Here is a 20,419-nt window from a genome sequence, read left to right on the forward strand (position 1 = left end):
TGGGATCAGTTCTTTGCCGCCGATGTCAGCGCCGCCACTGCCTTCTTGTCGTCGAGCTGCCCATTGAAGTGCCGCGTGATCACGTCGTAGAACGCGTTCTTGATCGAAGCCGGCACGGCGTGCCCGTGCGCCATGGAGCCGACCAGCGTGTTGCCCTGGCTGGCCTCGGCCACGTCCTTGATCGCCTTCTTGCCACAGGCATCGAAGGCGGTGTCCGGCACGTCGGTGCGCGCAGGCGCCGAGCCCTTCACCACGTTGAAGGCCGACTGGAAGCCCGGCTCCATGATCGCGGCGGCCAGCTTCTGTTGCGCGGCCTCCTTGTCGGCGTCCTTCATCTTGAACATCACGAACTGGTCGGTGTTGAAGGTGACCACGCCCTGCGTGCCCGGAAAGCGGAAGCAGGCGAAGTCCTTGCCCGGCACCTGCTTGGCGTTGACGAACTCGCCCTTGGCCCAGTCGCCCATCACCTGGAAGCCGGCCTTGCCGCCGATCACCATGCCCGAGGCCACATTCCAGTCGCGGCCCGAGAAGTCCTTGTCGACCAGCTTGCGCAGCTGGCTCATGCGCTGGAACACCTTCTCCGTGGTGGGCGAGGCGATGGTCTTGCCGTCGAGCTCGATGAAGACCTTGCGGTAGTAGTCGATGCCGCCGGTCGAGAGCGCCACGCTCTCGAACAGCGTCGCGTCCTGCCATGGCTGGCCGCCGTGGGCTATGGCGATGAAGCCTGCCTTCTGCACCTTCTCCGCGGCGGCGATGAACTCGTCCCAGGTCTTCGGCTCGGCCGTCACGCCGGCCTTGGCCAGCACCGCCTGGTTGGCCCACACCCAGTTGGTCGAGTGGATGTTGACGGGCGCGGCGATCCACTTGCCGTTGAACTTCGAGAACTTCTGCAGCGCGGGGGGCACCACCTTGTCCCAGCCGCCTTTCTGGGCGAGCGCGTTGAGGTCGGCCACCACGCCCTGCTTGCCCCAGTCGAGGATGTCGAAGCCCAGCATCTGCGAGGCGGTGGGCGGGTTGCCCGAGGTCACGCGCGCCCGCAGCGCGGTCATGGCGGCTTCGCCGCTGCCGCCGGCCACGGGCATGTCGTTCCACTTCACGCCCTGTTTCTCGAGGTTGCCCTTGAGCACGTTGAGCGCGCCGGCCTCGCCGCCGGAGGTCCACCAGTGCAGGACTTCCACGCTCTGCTGCTGGGCAATGGCGGTGCCGCTTCCCATGGCGAGGCACAGGGCGGCAATGGCGAATCGGGATGTGTTCATCTGCTTGTCTCTTCTGTTGTCTGGATTGCCGGATTCCGGAATCGGCGGCAGTTTAGGCAGCCCCTTCGGGGCCGCGCGCTGTGATTTCCCGGACGAAACACAGCGTTGCGAGCGCAACAAGAGCGCCGCCAGGAGGGCGTGCGGAATCGCCATTCGCCCGCTCACTCCCACCAGGCTTCCATCTGGATGCCGAAGATGGTCGCGCTGCGCCGCCCGTTGGCCCCGAAGGTGCCGGCGTTGGCGTCGGCCGCAGCCTTGTTCCAGCTCGCGCGCGTGGCGTAGAGGCGGAATTCGGGCCGGGTCCAGAAGTCGGTGTTCGGCGAGAAGGCGACGGCGATCGTGCCCTTGTTCAGCGTCTGCTTCGGCTGGCCGTCGGTGCTGCGGCGCGTCGTGCCCAGCTCGGCCAGCAGCTTCGTGTACTTGGCGATGCCGTACGACACCCGCCCGCCGAGCGTGAAGTCGCGCGTCTCGGGGCCGTTGTCGGGCCGCGTGGTCTGGTAGCCGATCAGCGTCTGGCCGCCGAAGCGGCCGATCTGGAAGTCCATCGAGTCGAGGATGCGGCGCTGCTTCGCGCCGGGCTGCGGCGTGATCACCGTGCGCTCGACCAGCGGCGCGAACAGGAAGGCGTCCGACTGGCCGATGCCCGCCGGCAGCAGGAAGCCGGTGGTGGTCGTGCTGTTGTCCAGGTTGTAGAACTTGCCGCTGAGCGACGAATGCCCGTTGGAAGCCTGCGCGATGAAGATGTTGTTCAGCCCCGGCAGCAGGAAGTTCTTCTGCACGTGCATCAGGCCGAGCGCGCCGCCGTCCTTGCCCTTGGCGAAGTCGCCCGAGATCAGCCCGCCCGTGATGGTGAGCTTGCCGCCCGGGTTGGTCGGGATGTCGCGCCACTGCACGTTGATGCGCTTGGCGTTGTTGGGGTTGCCGCTCTTGTTGTCGACCGAGTCGGCGGTGTGCACCGCCACGTTGAGCCGCCCGAGGCCGCCCAGCGGGATGTCGTCGATGCCGGCACCGTAGTTGTCGCCGTCTTCCACCACCCACTTGTCGACGATGTGAACGTCCTGCACGCGGTGGTAGCGCTGGCCGGCCCACAGCGTGGCGCTGTTGCCGAAGATGCCGCTGAGCGAGAAGTACGCCTGCGCGGTGCCGCTCTTGCCGTTGTAGATGGTGGGCATGTAGAACACGCCCCACTTGATGCCGTCGCCGAGGTCGAAGCGCTTGCCGATGCCGAACTCGAGGTAGTTGTCGCCCTCGTTGCCCAGGCGGTACTTCTGCAGGTCGCCGCCGAGCGAATAGCCGCCCTTGGGCTTGCCCTTGCCCGAGCTGTAGAAGCCGCCGCGCCCGTAGCCCCAGAACTCCAGGCCGGTGGCGTCGTTGACCTTCTTGACGAAGTCCTTGGTGGGGTCGGACTTCACTTCGGCCTCGGGTGGCGCGTCCGTCGGTGTGTCGGCGGACTGGGCATGGGCCAGTCCGTGCATGCCTGCGAGCAGCACGACGGCCGCGGCGGTGATCCGGTTCAGCTTGGGTTTCACGGGGAGTCTCCTTGGTCAGGGTGGTTGTTGTGAAGGCGTGAAAAGAAAGAAGAAAAAGCCCGTCCGCCCGCTTCGGACAAAAGCGGTCCCGCGCCGGTCGAAGCCGGCGGTGTCGCGTTCGGACGCGTTCAGGCGCGTTCGGACGGAAGGAGGGGAAGGGGGACGCGGGGCGCGCTATCGCTTCATCGGGCGACAGGCAGGGCGTGCGCAGGGCACACGGTGTTCGTGATGAAAGAAGGGACGCACAGCGACATGGCGAGAAAGCCCGCGTTCAGGCATTCGCCGGTCGTGCATGCAAGTCGCTGCCATGTGCTGTGTCTCCTCTTGTTGTGCTGCGTGAACCGTGTCTCTCGTTGTCGGAAGGCCGGCCTCCCGAGGGGGCCCGACGTGTGACGGCACGCAGTGTAGGAGCGGGGTTTCGCGCGGCGGTCTTGTGATTTCCCGGACGAAACACGGCGTTGGCAGCGCAAAAAACGCCGGGGTGAAGGGTCCGGGCGCAGCGGCAGAAAGAGCCTCAGCCGCTGGTGCTGGCCCGCACGATCAGCTCGACAGGCAGGGTGTTGAGCCGGGGCATCGAGGCGCCCTGCAGCACGAGCTCGACACCGAAGCGGCCGAGCTCCTGCCGGTCCACGCGCAGGGTCGTGATCGGCGGATCGGCCTGCGCGGCGGCGAGGGTGTCGTCGAAGCCGACGATGGCGATGTCGCCCGGCACCGAGAGGCCCGCCTGCCTGCAGGTGCGCAGCGCCGCCAGCGCCGCGGCGTCGTTGTACGCGAACACCGCATCGGGCGGCTTGCGCAGCCGCAGCAGCTGCTGCATCGCAGCCGATGCGCCCAGGTCGTGCAGCTGCCCGGTGGGCGCCACAACCTCCAGCTCGGGGTCGGCGAGGATGCCGGCCTCGAACAGCGCGCGGCGGTAGCCTTGCGCGCGCTCCAGGATGCTCACGTGCGCCAGCGAACCCGAGATGTACGCGACGCGCTTGCGCCCCATGTCCAGCAGGTGCCGCGTGGCCATGTAGCCGCCCACAGCGTTGTCTGGGTTCACGGACGGGAGGTCGCCCTGCGAGAAGTCGATCAGCGCGATCGGCAGGTCGAGGCCCGCCACCATGTCGAGCACCTCGCTCTCGAAGTAGCCGGCCGCGAGGATCATGTCGGGCTCGTGCATGCGCAGCTGCTCGCGGATGGGGTCGGTGGGCCCGCATGTCAGCAGCGTGGGCACGATGCCGAACCTGCGGCACGCTTCCTCGACGCCGTGCAGCACGTCGGAGAAGAAGGGGTTGGTCGAGAAGTGGCTGTGCTGCCTGTGGACCATGAAGGCCAGCTGCTTTGCCTTGGCGCCGCGCAGGCGCGCCGCGTTGTAGCCGATGTCGCGGGCCACCTGCCGGATCATGCGGCGCGTCTCGTCGGAGAGGCCGCGCTGGTTCTTCAATGCGCGCGATACGGTGCTGATGGAGAGGCCGGAGGCCTCGGCCACATCGCGGATGGTTACGGGCATGTAGCTCCTTGGGATGAACTGTCGCGGTGAGGAAGGGCGTCATTTTCATGGTGGCGGCGCGGCGTTGTCGAGGCACTGCTGCACGCGCGAGGCCGCTGCCCGAAAGGGGAAGCGCGCTGGTTTGTTTCCCTGCCAACGCTGTGTTTCGTCCGGGAAATCACAAGATCGCCGGCGTGGGGCCGTACATACACTGCGCCCGTTCGGCGCCCCGGCGACAGCGGGCGATGTACAGGCAACAGGGAGACATACGACATGGAAAAGAAGATCTCGTACGGCAGGACCATGGCCGCGGGCATGGTGGCCGCGTCGGTGCTGTGGGGCTGCGGCGGTGGCGGCTCTGGTGGCTTCTCGGTGCCGCCGGGCCCGACAACGACGACAACGACGACCACGACCGCTCCCACGCCCTCGGCAGATGGCGGCGCCGACACCGGAACCACCCCGCGCCCCGACGGCGGCACGACCACGCCGGTGCCCGGGCAGGAGAAGCGCGTCGACATCGCGCTCACGGAGCACGTCGACCTGTTCGTCGGAACGAAGATCTCCAACACCGGAAGCGGCCACTCGGGCAACGTCAATCCCGGCGCGCAGGCGCCGTTCGGCATGGTGAGCTTCGGCCCCGATACCCGGGGCAGCGGATCGCCCTGGGGCTACGGCTCGGGCGGCTACTACTACGACGACACGGCCATCCGCTACTTCAGCATGACCCACCTCAACGGCCCCGGCTGCCGGGGGCAGGGTGCGGTGGCCATCCTGCCGAACGACGCCGGCACCGGCATTCCCTCGGGCGGCCTCGCCTACGCAAAGGCGAACCAGTCGGCCAGCCCCGGCTACTACAAGGTGAAGTTCAACAACGGTATCACCAGCGAGCTGACCGCGACGACGCGCACCGGCATGGCCAGGTTCAGCTACGCGGACAAGAGCAAGGCCTTTCTCGTCATCGACTCCGCCCGCAACAACCCGAACCAGAACGGCGTCTCCTACACCGGCCTGACGAACGTCGCGCTGGCTGCCGACCGCAAGTCGGTCACCGGCACCGCGGTCGCCAACGAGTTCTGCGGCGGCACGTGGAAGCAGCCCGTGTACTACTACGCGACCTTCGACAAGCCGCTGAAGCCGGCCTCCGCCGTCTCGGGAAAGGCGGCGGTCCTGCAGTTCGACCTAGCCGATGCCGACCTCACGGTGCAGGTGAGGGTGGGCATCTCCTCGGTCAGCACCGACAACGCGAAGAAGAACCTCGAAGCCGAGAACCTCGACGCCTCCTTCGACACGGTGAAGGCGGCCGCCGCGGCCGACTGGAACAACCGCCTCAACGTCGTGCAGCTCGATCTCGCGAAGAAGGGCGAGATCGACAAGCTCGACGTGAAGAAGCAGGACGACGCCAGGACGCAGCTGAAGAAGTTCTACACGGCCCTCTACAGGGTCTACAGCGGCCCGACCGTGTACAGCGATGTCAACGGCGACTACCGCAGCATGAAGCAGGCGGACCTCTCGCAATCGAACAACGTGCTGCCGACCCGGGCGACCGAGAACGTCGCGAACTACAAGTTCAAGATCGACGGCAAGGACGCCGGCTACAAGACCCACTACTCGGGCTTCTCCATGTGGGACACCTACCGCAGCCAGGCCCAGCTGCTGGCCCTGATCGCACCCGACGAGGCCAGCGAGATGATGCAGTCGCTGGTGGCCGACGCGCAGCAGTGCGGCGCCTTCCCGCACTGGGTGGACGGCAGCGAGGACACCACACCGATGAACGGCGACCACGCGCCCACCGTCGTCGCCGGCTCCTACGTCTTCGGCGCGCGCAAGTTCGACCTCGACATGGCGCGCAAGTACATGCTGCAGGCCGTCACCAACCCCAAGGGCCAGTGCAACGACAAGTTCTCCATCGGCAAGCCCGGCGACAGCCTGGCCGACTACATGAGCCTCGGCTGGATTCCCTCCGACAGGGGCTACGACAACCCCTCGTCGACCACGCTGGAGGCCATCACCACCGACCGCTCCGTCGGCGCCTTCCTCGATGCGTTGCCCGCCACCAGGGCCACGGACAAGAGCGTGATCGACACGGTGTTCAAGCGCGCGGGCAACTGGCAGAACATCTTCGACGACAGCAGCAAGACCCTGAAGTCGAAGACCGCCGCGGGCGACTGGAGCGACGGCGTCTTCCACGAATCGACCGAAGCCAACTACCTGTGGACCTTCGCGTACGACTGGACCCTGCTCGCCAAGAAGCTGGGCGGCAAGGACGGCACGCTGGACCGCCTCGCAAGGCTGTTCTCGCTCGACGCGGTCGACCCGTTCAACGGCACCGAGCCCAGCGGCCAGGACCTGAATGGCGGCGAGGGCTCCGACGGCTACTACATCGGCAACGAGCCGGCGTTCCAGACGCCGTGGGCCTACAACTGGATCGGCTCCGCGAAGTACGCGCAGTACATCATCCCCGTCATCATGCGGAAGAACTTCAGCATCGATCCGGCCGGCCTGCCGGGCAACGACGACATGGGCGCGACTTCGGGCTGGTACGTGTGGGCCGCGATGGGCCTGTACCCGGTGATTCCGTCTGCGCCGGGGCTGGCGGTTTCCACGCCGCAGTTCTCGGGCATGGATCTCTGGCTGGGCAATGGAAAGAAGCTGCGGATCGAGGCCGACAGGCAGGCGCTGATCGACAACGTGCGCTACATCGCAGAGATGAAGTTCAACGGCACGACCTACGCGGGTTCATGGCTGCCGCTCGACAGGATCAAGGACAGCGGAACGCTTTCCTTCAAGCTGTCGACCACGCCCACCGACTGGGCCTCCGACCCCGCGCTGGCGCCGCCTTCCGGCCCGGCAGCGGACTACACCAAGGCAACCGCCGCGGGTGCGATGTGAGCGGCCGGACGAGGTTCGCGGGCAGGGCTGCCCGGGCCGCCGCATGGATCGTCGCGGCGTCGCTGTGGGGGTGTGGAGGAGGCGGCTCCGGCGGCGACTTCTCCATGCCGCTGCCCCAGGGCGGTGGGGCAGCCGGCGACCGGCAACCGGTTGCGGATACGAACACGGGAGCGCCGCCCGCAACAGGCACGGGTGACATCGGCAGCGGGGGCGTCGTAGCCCGCGCGAAGCAGGACCTGGCGAACTACGTCAACACCCTGCGCGGCTCGCACTCCAACGCCTATATCTACGATGGCTATTCGCGCGGCAACACTTTCCCGGCCACCGCCGTGCCCTTCGGCTTCACGATGTGGTCGCCGGTGAACCGCATCGACCCCGACGACCAGAGCTCCGGCTGGAGCAACACCAAGCCCTACGACGGCTACATGGGCAACGACTTCTTCTACACCTTCTTCGAGGACGAGAACGACACGAAGCCGCTGGACCGCATCTTCGCCTTCGCGGCCGTCCACGAGGCCAGCCCGTGGATGGGCAATCGCCAGTCGGTGCAGTTCATGCCCGTCACGCAGACCGACAAGGCGGGCAACCCGGTGCTGGACAAGGCCTCGCGTGGCGAAAAGTTCAGCCACCGCAACGAGGTCGCCCACGCGCACTACTACAGCGTGAGCTTCGACAACGGCACCCGCACCGAGATCACACCTACCGACCATGCCGCATATTTCCGCTTCACCGCGGCCGCGAACCAGCCGACGCTGGCGGTGGTGTTCGACGTCTTCAAGGGAGTGTCGGGATCGCTTGGCGTCGATGCCGCCAATGGCGTGGTGTCGGGCTACACCGACCAGGGCTCGCCGCGCATGTACTTCTATGCGGTGGCTGACGTACCGGTGAAGGCCTCGGGCGCCGACTCCTTCCCGACGTGGCTGCGCTTCGACACTTCCACGGGGCAGCAGTCGGTGGGCCTGAAGGTCGGAACCTCCTTCATCAGCGTGGAGCAGGCCAAGGCCAACCTCGCGCAGGAGATCGGCTCCAAGTCCTTCGACGGCGTGCTGGCCGCGGCGAAAGAGGCCTGGAACGACAAGCTCAACACAATCCAGGTCGAGGGTGCGACGGAAGACCAGAAGACCATCCTGTACTCCAACATGTACCGGGCCTTCCTGTACCCCAATTCGGCATGGGAGAACGTGAACGGCACGCCCTCGTACCTGAACCCGTACGTGAGCCCGATGACGGTGCGCACCGGCAAGCTGTGGGTCAACAACGGCTTCTGGGACACCTACCGCACCACCTGGCCGCTGTACACGCTGCTGCTGCCGCAGCAGACCGGCGAGATGCTCGACGGCTTCGTCAACGGCTGCAAGGACGGCGGCTGGACCACGCGCTGGGCCAGCCCGGGCTACGCCGACATGATGGTGGGCACCAATTCCGACATCATCCTTGCCGACGCGTACATGAAGGGCGTGCGCAACTTCGACTTCAACGCCGCCTACGACTCGATGCTGAAGAACGCGTCCGTCTACAGCCCCGACAGCGACCGCGGCCGCAAGGGCATGGAGAAGACGCCGTTCTACGGCTACTCGACGGTCTACGACGAGTCGGTGTCGTGGTCGCTCGAGGGTTACCTGAACGACTTCGGCGTGAGCCAGATGGCCAAGGCGCTGGGCAAGGTCGACGACGCCGCCTACTTCGCCAACAGCGCGACCGGCTACGCCAACATCTTCGACGGCACCTCGACCGGAACCTGGACCGGCGGCTGGTTCCGCCAGAAGAGCACGGGCGGAGCCTTCGGCGGCGGCGCGCCCAACCCCATGGCCTGGTACTACGGCTACACGGAGGGCAACGCCTGGACCTACGCCTTCGCGACGCCGCAGGACGGCCGCGGCCTGGCCAACCTCTACGGAGGGCGCGCCGCACTCAAGGCCAAGCTCGACGCCTTCTTCACGACGAAGCCCGGTCTCGGCTACGACGGCACCGATCCGAATGGATCGCACACCGGCATCAAGCCCGAGATCAAGTCGGCCTACGACGTCGATGCGCTCGCGGGCGTCGGCCAGTACCAGCACTCCAACCAGCCGGTGCATCACACCATCTACATGTACAGCCACGCGGGAAGCCCGTCCTCGGGCCAGAAGTACCTGCGCGACGTGATGGACAAGCTCTACTTCTCCGGCTTCGACAAGGACGGCAACCCGACCGGCGACGGCTACATGGGCGACGAGGACAACGGCGAGATGTCGGCCTGGTACGTGCTCAGCGCCATGGGCTTCTATCCGGCCTCCACCGGGCGGCCCGAGTACACGATCGGCGCGCCTTACTTCCCGAAGACGAGCGTGCTCGTGCGCAACGCCAAGGGCGAACCCCGCGCCATCACCATCACCGCGCCCGGCGTGAGCAGCACCAATCGGTATGTGCAGGGCCTGAAGCTCAACGGCGCGAGCATCACGCGCACCTACCTGACGCATGCCGAGCTGGTGGAAGGCGCGACGCTGGAGTTCCAGATGGGGCCGAACCCGTCGTCGTGGGGCACGGGCGAGGACGATGCGCCTTCGTCGGTCACGCAGGGCACGGGCAAGCCGTCGCCGCTGCAGTCGCTGCTGCCGACTTCCGCCTTCGCCACCACCGCGAGCAACGCGACCGGGCTGAAGAACCTGAACGACAGGACTTCGCTGACGGAATGGAGCAGCGGCACTTCAGGCGCCGCATGGATCCAGGGCAGCACGGCGACAACGGCGCGCACCGTGGCGATCTACACGCTCACCTCCAGCAACAAGACCGGGCAGGACCCGGCCGGCTGGACTCTGAAAGGGTCGAACGACGGCATCAACTGGACCACGCTCGACACGCGCCAGGGCGAAGTTTTCGCCTGGCGCCGCCAGGTGCGGCCCTTCGTCGTGAAGACGCCGGGAGCCTATTCGAGCTATCGGCTGGAAATTGCGGGGAGCGGGGCGGTCAGCCTCTCGGAATTCGAGCTGCTGGCCGCGCCGCTGAACTGAAGCGCGACCGGAGGGCCGCTCAGGCCTCGGGCGCCACGCTGCCCGGCAGCGCAGCCGGCTTGGAAGCATCGGCTGCATCGGTTGCTTCCGGGCCTTCCTCCTTCTGATGCCGCGCCGCGATGAACAGATACATCGCCGGCACCACGAAGAGCGTGAACAGCGTGCCGATGGACAGTCCGCTGAAGATCACGATGCCCATCGCCTTGCGGCCCGCTGCGCCGGCGCCCGAGGCGATCACCAGCGGCAGCACGCCGAAGACCATGGCGGCGGTCGTCATCAGGATCGGGCGCAGACGCGTGCCGGCGGCTTCCACGATGGCGTCGAGCTTGCTCAGCCCCTGCTTCTGCAGGCGGTTGGCCACCTCGACGATCAGGATGCCGTGCTTGCTGATGAGGCCCATCAGCGTCACCAGGCCCACCTGCGTGTAGATGTTCATCGAGGCGAAGCCCCAGAAGATGAAGATCATCGCGCCGAAGAGGGCCAGCGGCACCGACACCAGGATCACCACCGGATCGCGGAAGCTCTCGAACTGCGCCGCCAGCGCCAGGAACACGATGATCAGCGCGAACACGAAGGTGACGGCGAAGTTGCCCGACTCCTGCACGAACTGGCGCGACTGGCCCGAGTAGTCCACCGTGTAGCCGCTGGGCGCCATCTGCTGCACCAGTCCGCGCAGGTATTCGAGCGTCTCGCCCTGCGTGCCGCTGGGCACGCCCTGGATGGTCACGGAGTTGAGCTGCTGGAAGTGGTTCACCGTCTCGGGCTGCACGCTGTACTTCAGGCTCGCCACCGTGCTGGCCGGCACCACGCCGTTGGGCGTCTTGATGTAGAAGTTCAGCACGTCCGAGGGGTTCAGCCGGTCGACCTGCTGCACCTGCGGGATCACCTTGTACGAGCGGCCCGAGATCGAGAAGTAGTTGACGTACGCGCCGCCCAGCGCCGCGCCCATCGCGTTGCCCACGTCCTGCTGCGTGATGCCCAGCGTGGCGATCTTGTCGCGGTCGACCACCACGGAGGCCTGCGGCAGGTCGATCTTCAGGTCGGCGTCGATGTAGTAGAACTTTCCGTCGGCGCGCGCCTTGTCCATGATCTGCTGGGCGAGGGCGTTCAGGTTCTCGAAGGGCTCGGTCGTCTTGATGACGAACTGCACCGGCAGGCCCGAGGCGCCCGGCAGCGCCGGAAACTGGAAGGCCACCACCTTCGCGCCGGCAATGCCGTTCCAGCGCTTCTGCAGGTCGGTCTGGATGTCGTGCGCGCTGCGCGTGCGCTGGTCCCAGGGCTTGAGCAGCACGCCCGCAATGCCCGCGTTGGTGCTGGGCACGCCGGTCAGCTGGAAGAGCTGCGCGTACTCGGGCGTGTCGTGCGCGATCTTGAAGATCTGGTCCGCATACGTCTGCATCTGGTTGATGGTGGCCGTGGGCGCGCCCACCACCTGCGACAGCACGATGCCCTGGTCTTCCTCGGGCGCGAGCTCCGACTTCGACATCTTGAACATCACGAACAGCAGCGCCACCAGGATCGCCCCCATGACGATCATCACCGGCCAGGTCTTCAGCACGCCGCGCAATATCAGCTGGTAGCGGTGGTGCACGCGTTCGAAGACGTGCTCGATCTTCATCGCGAACTTGCCGGTGTCCTGCTCGGGCTTGAAGAAGCGCGAGCACATCATCGGAGACAGTGTGAGCGCCACGATGCCCGACACCACCACCGAGCCCGCGAGCGTGAAGGCGAATTCGGTGAAGAGCGAGCCGGTGAGGCCGCCCTGGAAGCCGATGGGCACGTACACCGCCACCAGCACCACCGTCATCGCCAGGATGGGCCCGCCCAACTCGCGCGCCGCGAGCAGCGAGGCCTGCATGGGCGACTTGCCCTCGCGCATGTGCCGGTCGACGTTTTCCACCACGATGATCGCGTCGTCAACCACGAGGCCAATGGCCAGCACCAGCGCCAGCAGCGTGAGCAGGTTGATGGAGTAGCCCAGCGCCAGCATGATGAAGAAGGTGCCGATCAGCGACAGCGGCATCGCGATCACCGGCACCACCACCGCGCGCAGGCTGCCCAGGAACAGGTAGATCACCACCGTCACGATGACCAGCGCCTCCACCAGCGTCTTGATCACTTCGCTGATCGAGGTGTTGATGAAGTCCGTCGAGTCGTAGACGATCTTGCCCGTCAGGCCCGTGGGCAGTTGGGACTGGATGTCCGGGAACACCGTGCGCACCTGCTTGGCCACCTCGAGGATGTTGGCCTCGGGCGCGACCTTGATGCCGATGAACACCGAGCGCACGCCGTTGAAGGCGACGTTGAAGTCGTAGTTCTCCGAGCCCAGCGTTACGTTGGCCACGTCCTGCAGCCGCACGATGGCGCCGTTGGCGCTCTTCACCGAGAGCTGCTTGAACTCGTCCACGCTGTGCAGCGAGGTGCCGGCCGTGAGCGGCACGCTCACCATCTGGCCCTTGCTCTGGCCCACGGCCGCGAGGTAGTTGTTGGCGGCGAGCGCCGCACTCACGTCGGTGGCGGTCACGCCGTAGGCGGCCATCTTCTGCGCGTCGAGCCAGGCCCGCAGCGCGAAGGTGCGAGCGCCGAGGATTTCGGCGGTCTGCACGCCCGGAATGGCGTTGAGCTTGGGCTGCACCACGCGCACCAGGAAGTCGGTCACGTTGTTGTTCGGCAGCGTGTCGCTGTAGAAGCCGATGTACATCGCGTCGGTGGTCTGGCCCGTGGCCACCGTCAGCACCGGCTGCTGGGCCTGCGGCGGCAGCTGGTTGCGCACCGAGTTCACCTGCGTGTTGATCTCGGTCAGCGCGCGGTTGGAGTCGTAGTTCAGCCGCAGCGTGGCGGTGATGGTCGACACGCCCAGGCTGCTGGACGACGACAGGTAGTCGATGCCCTGCGCCTGCGACACGGCGGCTTCCAGCGGCTGCGTGATGAAGCCCGCCACCGTGGCCGCGTCCGCGCCGTAGTAGGCGGTGGTGATGGTGACCACGCCGTTCTCGGTCTTGGGGTACTGGTTGACCGGCAGGCCGGCCAGCGCACGCAGCCCGAGCACCACGATCAGCATGCTCACCACCATCGCCAGCACCGGCCGGCGGATGAAGATGTCTGTGAAGTTCATGCGGGCGACCTCACTTTTCCTGCGGCGTCGGCGCCGGGTTGTTGGCGGGCTGGACGCTGTTGTCCACCACCACCGGCGTGCCGTTCTTCAGCTTGTTCTGTCCGCTGCTCACCACCACCTGGCCGGCAGCGAGGCCTTTGACGATGGCGATCTGGTCGCCGCGCGTGGCGCCGGTCTCGACGAAGACCTGCTGCGCGACGAGCTGCCTGGCACCCGAGGGATTGGCCGGCTGGGCGGGAGCACCTGCACCGGCTGCACCTTCCTTGGGCGGCTCGGCTTCCTTCACCACGTACACGGTCGAGCCGTACGGGTTGTAGGTGACGGCGGTGGAAGGCAGCGTGAGCTGTTCCTGCACGCCGCCCACGTCGATCTTCACGTTGGCGAACATGCCGGGCAGCAGGATCTGCTTCGGGTTCGAGATGGTGGCCTCGACCTGCACGTTGCGCGTGGCGGCGTCCACCTTGGGGCTGATCGCGTTGATCTTGCCGCTGAAGCTCTGGCCCGGGAAGGTGTCGACCGACAGGTTCACCACCTGGCCCACCGCCAGGCCAGCGAGCTGCTGCTGCGGCAGCGCGAAGTCGACGTAGATCGGGTCCAGCGTCTGCAGCGTGACCAGCTTGTCGCCCGCGTTCACGTACTGGCCCGGGTTCAGCGCGGTGATGCCCAGGCGGCCGGAGAAGGGCGCGCGGATCGACTTCTTCGCCACCACGGCGGCCTGCTGCTCGACCTGCGCGCGCTTGGCCTTCAGGTCGTTGGTGTCGGCGTCGATCTGCGCCTGGCTCACGGCCTGCACCGCGAGCTGCGCCTGGTCGCGCTTGAGCACGATCGCGGCCTGCGCGGCGGCGGCTTCGGCCGAGTGCAGCAGGGCGATGTCGGAGTCGGCGTTGAGCTCGACCAGCAGCGTGCCGGCCTTCACGTCCTGCCCCGACTTGAAGTGCACCGTGCGCACCAGTCCGGCCACTTCGGTGCTGAGGTCGGCGCCGCGCACCGGGTTCAGCGTGCCGACGGCGGTGAACTGCGACTGCCACTGCAGCTTCTGCACCTCGGCCGTCGACACCGTCTGCGGCGACGGCTTGGGCACGGCGGCGATCAGCGCGCGGATCTGCATGAACTTGCCGAACGCGAGCACGGCGACCAGCAGCAATACGCAGCCGATCATGATGATCATTCTTCGGGTCATAAATTGGCTTTTCTTGGAGTTATGGAGTGTTCGGGGCCGCTCAGTTCCGCGGTGCTGCGGCCTGTGGTGCTGGTTGCGCCGGCTGTCCTGGCGCGATTGACGCGTCGGCCAGCGCGCCTCGGTTCCACCAGCCGCCGCCCAGCGCCTGGAAGAGGGCGGCCGTGTCGGCATAGCGCGCGGCCTGTGCCTGTGCGAGCGCGGTGTGCGTCTGCAGCCAGGCCTGCTGCGCGGTCAGCAGCGTCACGTAGCTCACCGCGCCGGCGCGAAACTGCGCGGTCGACAGGTCGAGCGACTGCCTCGCGAGCGACTCGGCCGTGGCCTGGGTCTGCAGCGCGGCGGCGTCGAGTTCTAGCGCGCGCAGTGCGTCGGCCACGTTCTGGAATGCGCCCAACACGGTGTTGCGGTACTGCGCCGCAGCCGAGTCGTAGGCCGCGACCGCCGCGCGTTGCTGCGCACGCAGCGCGCCGCCGTTGAAGATCGGCTGCGTGAGCCCGGCGCCGATGTTCCACAGCGTCGTCGGCCCGGTGAACAGGTCGCGTGCGCGCAGCGAGGTGTTGCCGTAGCTGGCGCTGAGCTGGATCTGCGGATAGAGATTCGCCGTGGCCACGCCGACCGCCGCGCTGGCCTGGTGCAGCTGGGCTTCGCTGGCGCGCACGTCGGGCCGCTGGCGCGCGAGCTCGGACGGCAGCGACAGCGGCAACTCCTGTGGCAGCGAGAGACTGGCGAGATCGAACTCGGGCAGGCCTTCCTCCGAAGGCAGCCGGCCCGCGAACACCGCGAGCTGGTGGCGCGTCTGCGCGAGCGACTTCTCGAGAGGCGGTATCGCCGCCTGCGTCTGCGCGACCTGCGTGCGCTGCTGCAGCACGATCGACTTCGGGATCGCGCCGGTGTCGAACTGCTTTTCGATCACGCCGAGTTGCTCGCGCTGCGCCTGCAGCACTTCGCGCGTGGCCTGCAACTGGCCGCGCAGCGCGGCTTCACGGATCGCGGTGGTGACGAGGTTCGATGTGAGCGTGAGGTAGGTCGCCTCGACCTGGTAGCGCTGAGCTTCCACGGCGGCCTGCGCGCCCTCGATCTGCCGGCGCGATCCGCCGAACACGTCGAGGTTGTAGCTGACGTTGACCGATGCGTTGTAGAGCGTGAGCAACTGGCCGCCCGGCACCTGCGTGCTGACCTCGGAGGCCCGCTCGCGCTGCGCGCCGAGCTGCGCCGTGACCTGCGGCCACAGCAGGTTGCCCGACTTCGCGTCGTAAGTGGCCTCGGCCTGCCGCAGCGCGGCCTGTGCGGACGCCAACGTGGGGCTCTGGGCGAGCGAGGCGCGGATCAGCCGGTCGAGCGGCTCGGAGCGGAACACTTCCCACCACTGGGCGGGAATGTCGCGGCCCGGCAGCAGCTCCTGGGCCTGGCCGGCGGCCACGTCGGCCTTCACGGTGCGCGCCGGCATCGGCGCGGGCGTGTAGTCGGCGCCGCTGGTGGCGGCGGGCAGGTCGGGCGTCCTGAAGTCCGGTCCGACCGCGCAGCCGCTCAACAGCAGCAGTACGGCGCCGAGCACGGCGCCCTGAACGGGCCACCCCGGCCGCGGGCGCGCAGGCGCAGCGCGCGACGACGAACCGGGGTGATCCTCCAACGCATTGTTTTCTTGATATTGCATGGGGCAGCGGTTGTACACCCGGAACGCCCGGGCTGCCTGACTTTCCCGAAGTCTCGTAGTCGCCGCCCCGCGTTGCGAGACCGTTGCGACGAAACGAGCTCCACAAGGCGCGGAATGTACGGGCAAGGCGCCAAACGCACCACCCCGAAGGGCGCGGCGCCAACCCCACTACTGCCCCAATGCCAGAAACACCGAGGAACCGGCTCCGCCGGGCCTCAGGTGTTGCCCCCGGTAGGGGGTGGCGAAGCGGCACGAAGTGCCGCGCAGCCTGGGGGCGAGCAACATCCAGACAAAAAAAAGCCCGCACGAAGGCGGGCTCGAAGGTGACCTGCTGGAGGAGGGAGGATCAGAGGATGCAGGCCACAGGGAGAGACATGAATATCGCCTCCGAACCTGCACGCAACCTGACCTTGCTGGAATTCCGTTCCAGGCTAATTTCCGGCTCATTCTTCCTGCGAGATCAGTCCTCGTCTTCCCACTTGCCGACCACGGTGCCCAGGATGGAGAAGGGCGTGCGCACCGGCTCGTGTTTCGGGTTCAGGGGCAGCAGCCAGCGGCGGCCGTCGTCCTGCTTGAACACCTTGAAGGTGACTTCGTCGCTGTCCTCCAGCTTCGCGATCACGCGTTCGCCGTCGTCGGGCTTCCGCAGTGCGGTGTCGACGAACACGATGCAGCCGGGCGGGTAGCTCTTCAGCAGGCCGCTGGGCGAGGTCATGCTGTCGCCGCGAACCCGCAGCGCGTAGCTCTGCAGGCTGTGGTGGGCGATGCAGGGAATCCAGCGCTCGGCGTGCGGCTGCTGCGAGATCTCGTGGCTGTCCCAGTTGGCGGCATCCGCCCAGGAAATGAGGGGCACGGTGCCGGGCGTGCGCGGGTTGAAGCTCGGGATCGACGGCGGCGTGTGCGTCACCCGATAAGGCCCCGGTGGCTCGTTGGCCCGGTCGCGGGCCTGGCGGATCTGGTCTTCGTCCCAGGGAGCGGGGCCGTCGCCGGTGTCGAGCCAGTTCGGATCGGCGCGATAGGCACGCGCCAAGGCCAGCACGCTCATGGAGCGGGTGACGTCTCCGCGCTCGATCTTGGAAATGCTGGATTGCTTGACGCCGGAGACCGCTTCGGCCTGCTTCTGCGTCATCTTGGCGAATTTGCGCGCGGCCAAGGCGCGTTTGGCAATGCTGTCCATCGGATGGGGATTTAAGCCCAAACGAATATTCACCTCAAACTCTAGAATAGTTAAAAAAGGGAGGAATAGATGAAGCCACGGGAGTTGGTGCTGGCGCTGAGGGCCATGGGGCTCACGCAGAAGCAGATCGAACAGAGAACCGGCATTCCTCAGCCGACGATCAGCAAGATCGGCCTGGGGCGGGTCGCCGACGTGATGTCGCGCCACTACGTCGCGCTGGTGGCCGCCTACGAGCAGCGGGTGAGGGAAGAGACCCTGAAGCCCGCGCCCGAGGCCCGCCGCCGGTCCGCGAAGCGATGAGCGCGTGGTGCGCAAGCGATTGCCGTCGGGCCTGCGGCTCGACCGCGCCTTGTGCGTGCTGCTGGCGCTGCTGTCCCTCGCGGGGCTGGCCGTCGGGCTGATCCTGGGGCGCCCGGCCATCGCCGGCGGCGGCTGCTTCGGGCTGGTTTGCGCGGCCTGGGCGGCGCAGGTGCTGTTCGACCGCGAGGCGCTCAGGCGCTCTCGTGCGGTTCGGGAGGCGCGAGAGCGAGAGTGGAGCTGACGCGCACGCAGTCCTTGATGTGCTGCTCGCCGAGCGCGCGCAGCGCCGCGTAGCCGAGCGCGGCCGACACCACCTGCCCGGCGATGGGCACGTACTTGGTGGCCTGCTTGGCCGTGAGGCGCACGCCGGCATGCTTCGCGAGGCGCAGCAGCAGGTCGCGCGTGACGAGGCGGCCCACCAGCAGGGCACCCACGGTGGTCGCGGCCTTCTGGATGCGCTCGCGCTGGTGTGGCGCGAGCTTTTCGACCTGGGTGACCGAGAGGCCGAATTCCGCGCTGATCTGCGGCACCAGCCGCGACAGCAGCGCGGCGTCGGCCATCCAGTCGAGGCCGGGCAGGGGAACCGCGCTAGCCGCAGCCGCCATCAGCGCCTTGCGGCTGATGAGGCGGCGGCTGCGATGGATGGCGGCGATGAGTTTCTCGTCACCACGGGCCAGTTCGATGGCTGACGGCATCCGGCGACTCCCTTGCTTGCTCGTTGCTTGCCGTGGCTCAGGCCGCCAGGGCTTCCAGCTGGTCCGACAGGGCCAGCCAGCGCTCCTCGAGGCGGCCGATTTCGTCGTTGAGCGCCTTCAGGCGCTTGCCGGCGTCGGCGATCTCGGCCGGCGGCAGTGGCTGGGCCAGGCGCGCCTCGAGCTCGGTGCGCTCGGTGCCGGCCTTGGCCAGGCGTTCGTCGATCTGGGCGATCTCGCGCTTGATCGGCTTGGCCTGGTCGCTGCGCTGCTGGCGGTCCTGGGCGTCCTGCTTGCGCTGCTGCGGGGCGGCTGCGGGAGCGGCCGCCGGAGCCGCGGCGGCCTCGGCCTCGCGCACCGCCACCTTGGCCTCCTCGCGCAGGCGCTTGGATTCGTCGAGCAGGTAGCGCTGGTAGTCGTCGAGGTCGCCGTCGAAGTCGCCGACCACGCCGCGGCCCACCAGCCAGAACTCGTCGCACACCGAGCGCAGCAGCGCACGGTCGTGGCTCACCAGCATCAGCGTGCCTTCGAACTCGTTGAGCGCCACGGCCAGCGCCTCGCGGGTGGCCAGGTCGAGGTGGTTGGTCGGTTCGTCGAGCAGCAGCAGGTTGGGGCGCTGCCACACCATCATCGCGAGCACGAGGCGGGCCTTTTCGCCGCCGCTCATGGTGCCCACGGGCTGCTTGACCATGTCGCCGCTGAAGTTGAAGCTGCCCAGGTAGCCGCGCAGGGCCTGCTCGCCGGAGGGCTCCTTGGCGTTGCCGCCGAGCTCGCGCGCCAGCCGCACCATGTGCTCCAGCGGGTTGCTCTCGGGGTGCAGCACGTCGAGTTCCTGCTGCGCGAAGTAGCCGATGTTCAGGCCCTTGCCCTCGGTGACCTGGCCCGCCAGCGCGCCCATCTCGCGCGCGATGGTCTTCACCAGCGTCGACTTGCCCTGGCCGTTGGCGCCCAGGATGCCGATGCGCTGGCCCGCAAGCACCGAGCGGTTCACGCCGCGCAGGATGGTCTTGGGCTCATCGTCTTCGACGACGTAGCCGAAGCTCGCGTTGCTGATCGACAGCATCGGGTTCGGGATGTTGCCCGGCTCCTTGAACTCGAAGCTGAAATCGGCCTCGGCCAGCAGCGGCGCCACGCGTTCCATGCGCTCCAGCGCCTTGACCCGGCTCTGCGCCTGCTTGGCCTTGCTGGCCTTGGCCTTGAAGCGGTCGATGAACTTCTGCAGGTGGGCGATCTTGTCCTGCTGCTTGGCGAAGGCCTGCTGCTGCTGCTCCATCTGCAGCGCTCGCATGTCCTCGAACTTGCTGTAGTTGCCGCCGTAGCGCGTGAGCTGGGCGTTGGCGATGTGCAGGGTGACGTCGGTCACGGCGTCGAGGAACTCGCGGTCGTGGCTGATGACGATCATGGTGCCCTGGTACTTCTGCAGCCAGGCTTCGAGCCAGACCAGCGCGTCCAGGTCCAGGTGGTTGGTGGGTTCGTCGAGCAGCAGCAGGTCGCTCGGGCACATCAGCGCGCGGGCCAGCTGCAGGCGCATGCGCCAGCCGCCCGAGAAGCTGTTGACGGGCGCGTCGAGCTCGTGCGTCTTGAAGCCCAGGCCGAGGATGAGCGCCTGCGCGCGCGGCACGGCGTCGTGCTCGCCGGCATCGGCCAGGTCGGTGTAGACGTGGGCCAGTTCCATGCCGATGTCGGCGTCGTCGGGGTTCTCGGCGTAGGCGGCCTCGATGGCGGCCAGCGACTCGCGCAGCTCGGTGAGACGGGTGTCGCCTCCCACCACGAAGTCGGTGGCCGAATCCTCGGTCTCGGGCATGTTCTGCGCCACCTGGGCCATGCGCCACTGCTTCGGGATGGAGAAATCGCCGCCGTCTTCGTGCAGCGAGCCGTTGAGCAGGGCGAAGAGGGTCGACTTGCCGGCGCCGTTGCGGCCCACCAGCCCGACCTTCTCGCCGGGGTTGAGGGTGACCGTGGCGCCGTCGAGCAGGACCTTGGCGCTGCGGCGAAGAATGACGTTCTTGAGAGTGATCATGAAAGAGGAACCGTAGGGGCGATTATCCCGCCCGGCCCTTCGGGCCCCGGAAAAAGGGGCAAAGGCGCGGGGAATTGCGCAGGAAGGCGCGGGAAGGTGCGGGAAATGGCCCGGTGAATGGGGTTTCGCAGCCAATGGCTGCGGGAAAG

13 protein-coding genes are annotated in these 20,419 nt (G+C 67.4%); 4 read left to right on the forward strand and 9 right to left on the reverse strand.

The features are described from left to right. Positions 1 to 5: 5 nt before the first annotated feature. From ABL840_RS17120 to ABL840_RS17130, 3 genes are all read right to left on the reverse strand, one after another. Positions 6 to 1,214 (reverse strand): ABC transporter substrate-binding protein, encoded by a 1,209-nt coding sequence (locus ABL840_RS17120; RefSeq protein ID WP_093303288.1) that lies wholly within the window; start codon positions 1,212 to 1,214, stop codon positions 6 to 8. Between the two features lie 203 nt (positions 1,215 to 1,417). Then, positions 1,418 to 2,785 carry a carbohydrate porin gene (locus ABL840_RS17125; RefSeq protein ID WP_418116313.1) on the reverse strand — a complete coding sequence of 456 codons (1,368 nt, stop codon included), beginning with the start codon at positions 2,783 to 2,785 and terminating at the stop codon, positions 1,418 to 1,420. A gap of 514 nt (positions 2,786 to 3,299) precedes the next feature. Continuing rightward, positions 3,300 to 4,277, reverse strand: coding sequence for a LacI family DNA-binding transcriptional regulator (locus tag ABL840_RS17130; protein WP_093302835.1), 978 nt, complete (start codon positions 4,275 to 4,277; stop codon positions 3,300 to 3,302). Positions 4,278 to 4,529: 252 nt separating this feature from the next. On the opposite strand from ABL840_RS17130, the gene ABL840_RS17135 reads away from it, so the two are divergent. Beyond that, positions 4,530 to 7,145, forward strand: coding sequence for a GH92 family glycosyl hydrolase (locus tag ABL840_RS17135; protein ID WP_418116314.1), 2,616 nt, complete (start codon positions 4,530 to 4,532; stop codon positions 7,143 to 7,145). A 104-nt stretch (positions 7,146 to 7,249) separates the two neighbouring features. After that, positions 7,250 to 10,135, forward strand: a complete 2,886-nt coding sequence (locus tag ABL840_RS17140) for a GH92 family glycosyl hydrolase (protein ID WP_093302839.1) — start codon at positions 7,250 to 7,252, stop codon at positions 10,133 to 10,135. A gap of 19 nt (positions 10,136 to 10,154) precedes the next feature. Here ABL840_RS17140 and ABL840_RS17145 read toward each other — a convergent pair whose 3' ends face one another. The 4 genes from ABL840_RS17145 to ABL840_RS17160 form a co-directional block, all read right to left on the reverse strand. Further along, the gene (locus tag ABL840_RS17145; RefSeq protein WP_093302843.1) at positions 10,155 to 13,250 is read right to left on the reverse strand and encodes an efflux RND transporter permease subunit; all 3,096 of its coding nucleotides are present in this window, start codon (positions 13,248 to 13,250) and stop codon (positions 10,155 to 10,157) included. A 10-nt stretch (positions 13,251 to 13,260) separates the two neighbouring features. Continuing rightward, positions 13,261 to 14,430, reverse strand: coding sequence for an efflux RND transporter periplasmic adaptor subunit (locus ABL840_RS17150; protein ID WP_093302846.1), 1,170 nt, complete (start codon positions 14,428 to 14,430; stop codon positions 13,261 to 13,263). 40 nt (positions 14,431 to 14,470) lie between these two features. Further along, complete coding sequence (locus ABL840_RS17155) at positions 14,471 to 16,081, reverse strand: efflux transporter outer membrane subunit (RefSeq protein ID WP_143042939.1); 1,611 nt, start codon at positions 16,079 to 16,081, stop codon at positions 14,471 to 14,473. Positions 16,082 to 16,541: 460 nt separating this feature from the next. Next, positions 16,542 to 17,258 carry a helix-turn-helix domain-containing protein gene (locus ABL840_RS17160; protein ID WP_093195353.1) on the reverse strand — a complete coding sequence of 239 codons (717 nt, stop codon included), beginning with the start codon at positions 17,256 to 17,258 and terminating at the stop codon, positions 16,542 to 16,544. Between the two features lie 69 nt (positions 17,259 to 17,327). Here ABL840_RS17160 and ABL840_RS17165 point away from each other — a divergent pair, with 69 nt between their 5' ends. Together ABL840_RS17165 and ABL840_RS17170 are read left to right on the forward strand one after the other, a co-directional pair. Then, the gene (locus ABL840_RS17165) at positions 17,328 to 17,558 is read left to right on the forward strand and encodes a helix-turn-helix domain-containing protein (protein WP_093195352.1); all 231 of its coding nucleotides are present in this window, start codon (positions 17,328 to 17,330) and stop codon (positions 17,556 to 17,558) included. Between the two features lie 7 nt (positions 17,559 to 17,565). After that, positions 17,566 to 17,799 carry a hypothetical protein gene (locus ABL840_RS17170; RefSeq protein WP_093195351.1) on the forward strand — a complete coding sequence of 78 codons (234 nt, stop codon included), beginning with the start codon at positions 17,566 to 17,568 and terminating at the stop codon, positions 17,797 to 17,799. On the opposite strand, the gene ABL840_RS17175 is transcribed toward ABL840_RS17170, so the two are convergent. Continuing rightward, positions 17,750 to 18,253 carry a hypothetical protein gene (locus ABL840_RS17175; RefSeq protein WP_093195350.1) on the reverse strand — a complete coding sequence of 168 codons (504 nt, stop codon included), beginning with the start codon at positions 18,251 to 18,253 and terminating at the stop codon, positions 17,750 to 17,752. The genes ABL840_RS17170 and ABL840_RS17175 overlap by 50 nt on opposite strands. A 37-nt stretch (positions 18,254 to 18,290) precedes the next feature. Beyond that, positions 18,291 to 20,270, reverse strand: coding sequence for an ABC-F family ATP-binding cassette domain-containing protein (locus tag ABL840_RS17180; protein ID WP_093302854.1), 1,980 nt, complete (start codon positions 20,268 to 20,270; stop codon positions 18,291 to 18,293). Positions 20,271 to 20,419 lie beyond the last annotated feature (149 nt).

The sequence above is a fragment of the Variovorax sp. NFACC27 genome (assembly GCF_048301545.1).
Classification (GTDB): Bacteria; Pseudomonadota; Gammaproteobacteria; order Burkholderiales; family Burkholderiaceae_C; genus Variovorax; species Variovorax gossypii.

What these genes read in the sequence shown, in the direction of transcription:
- ABL840_RS17160 (WP_093195353.1), bottom strand. Translation starts at nt 17,258, where the DNA reads ATGGACAGCATTGCCAAACGCGCCTTGGCCGCGCGCAAATTCGCCAAG.
- ABL840_RS17130 (WP_093302835.1), bottom strand. Translation starts at nt 4,277, where the DNA reads ATGCCCGTAACCATCCGCGATGTGGCCGAGGCCTCCGGCCTCTCCATC.
- ABL840_RS17150 (WP_093302846.1), bottom strand. Translation starts at nt 14,430, where the DNA reads ATGACCCGAAGAATGATCATCATGATCGGCTGCGTATTGCTGCTGGTC.
- ABL840_RS17120 (WP_093303288.1), bottom strand. Translation starts at nt 1,214, where the DNA reads ATGGGAAGCGGCACCGCCATTGCCCAGCAGCAGAGCGTGGAAGTCCTG.
- ABL840_RS17145 (WP_093302843.1), bottom strand. Translation starts at nt 13,250, where the DNA reads ATGAACTTCACAGACATCTTCATCCGCCGGCCGGTGCTGGCGATGGTG.
- ABL840_RS17165 (WP_093195352.1), top strand. Translation starts at nt 17,328, where the DNA reads ATGAAGCCACGGGAGTTGGTGCTGGCGCTGAGGGCCATGGGGCTCACG.
- ABL840_RS17175 (WP_093195350.1), bottom strand. Translation starts at nt 18,253, where the DNA reads ATGCCGTCAGCCATCGAACTGGCCCGTGGTGACGAGAAACTCATCGCC.
- ABL840_RS17140 (WP_093302839.1), top strand. Translation starts at nt 7,250, where the DNA reads ATGCCGCTGCCCCAGGGCGGTGGGGCAGCCGGCGACCGGCAACCGGTT.
- ABL840_RS17135 (WP_418116314.1), top strand. Translation starts at nt 4,530, where the DNA reads ATGGAAAAGAAGATCTCGTACGGCAGGACCATGGCCGCGGGCATGGTG.
- ABL840_RS17155 (WP_143042939.1), bottom strand. Translation starts at nt 16,081, where the DNA reads ATGCAATATCAAGAAAACAATGCGTTGGAGGATCACCCCGGTTCGTCG.
- ABL840_RS17180 (WP_093302854.1), bottom strand. Translation starts at nt 20,270, where the DNA reads ATGATCACTCTCAAGAACGTCATTCTTCGCCGCAGCGCCAAGGTCCTG.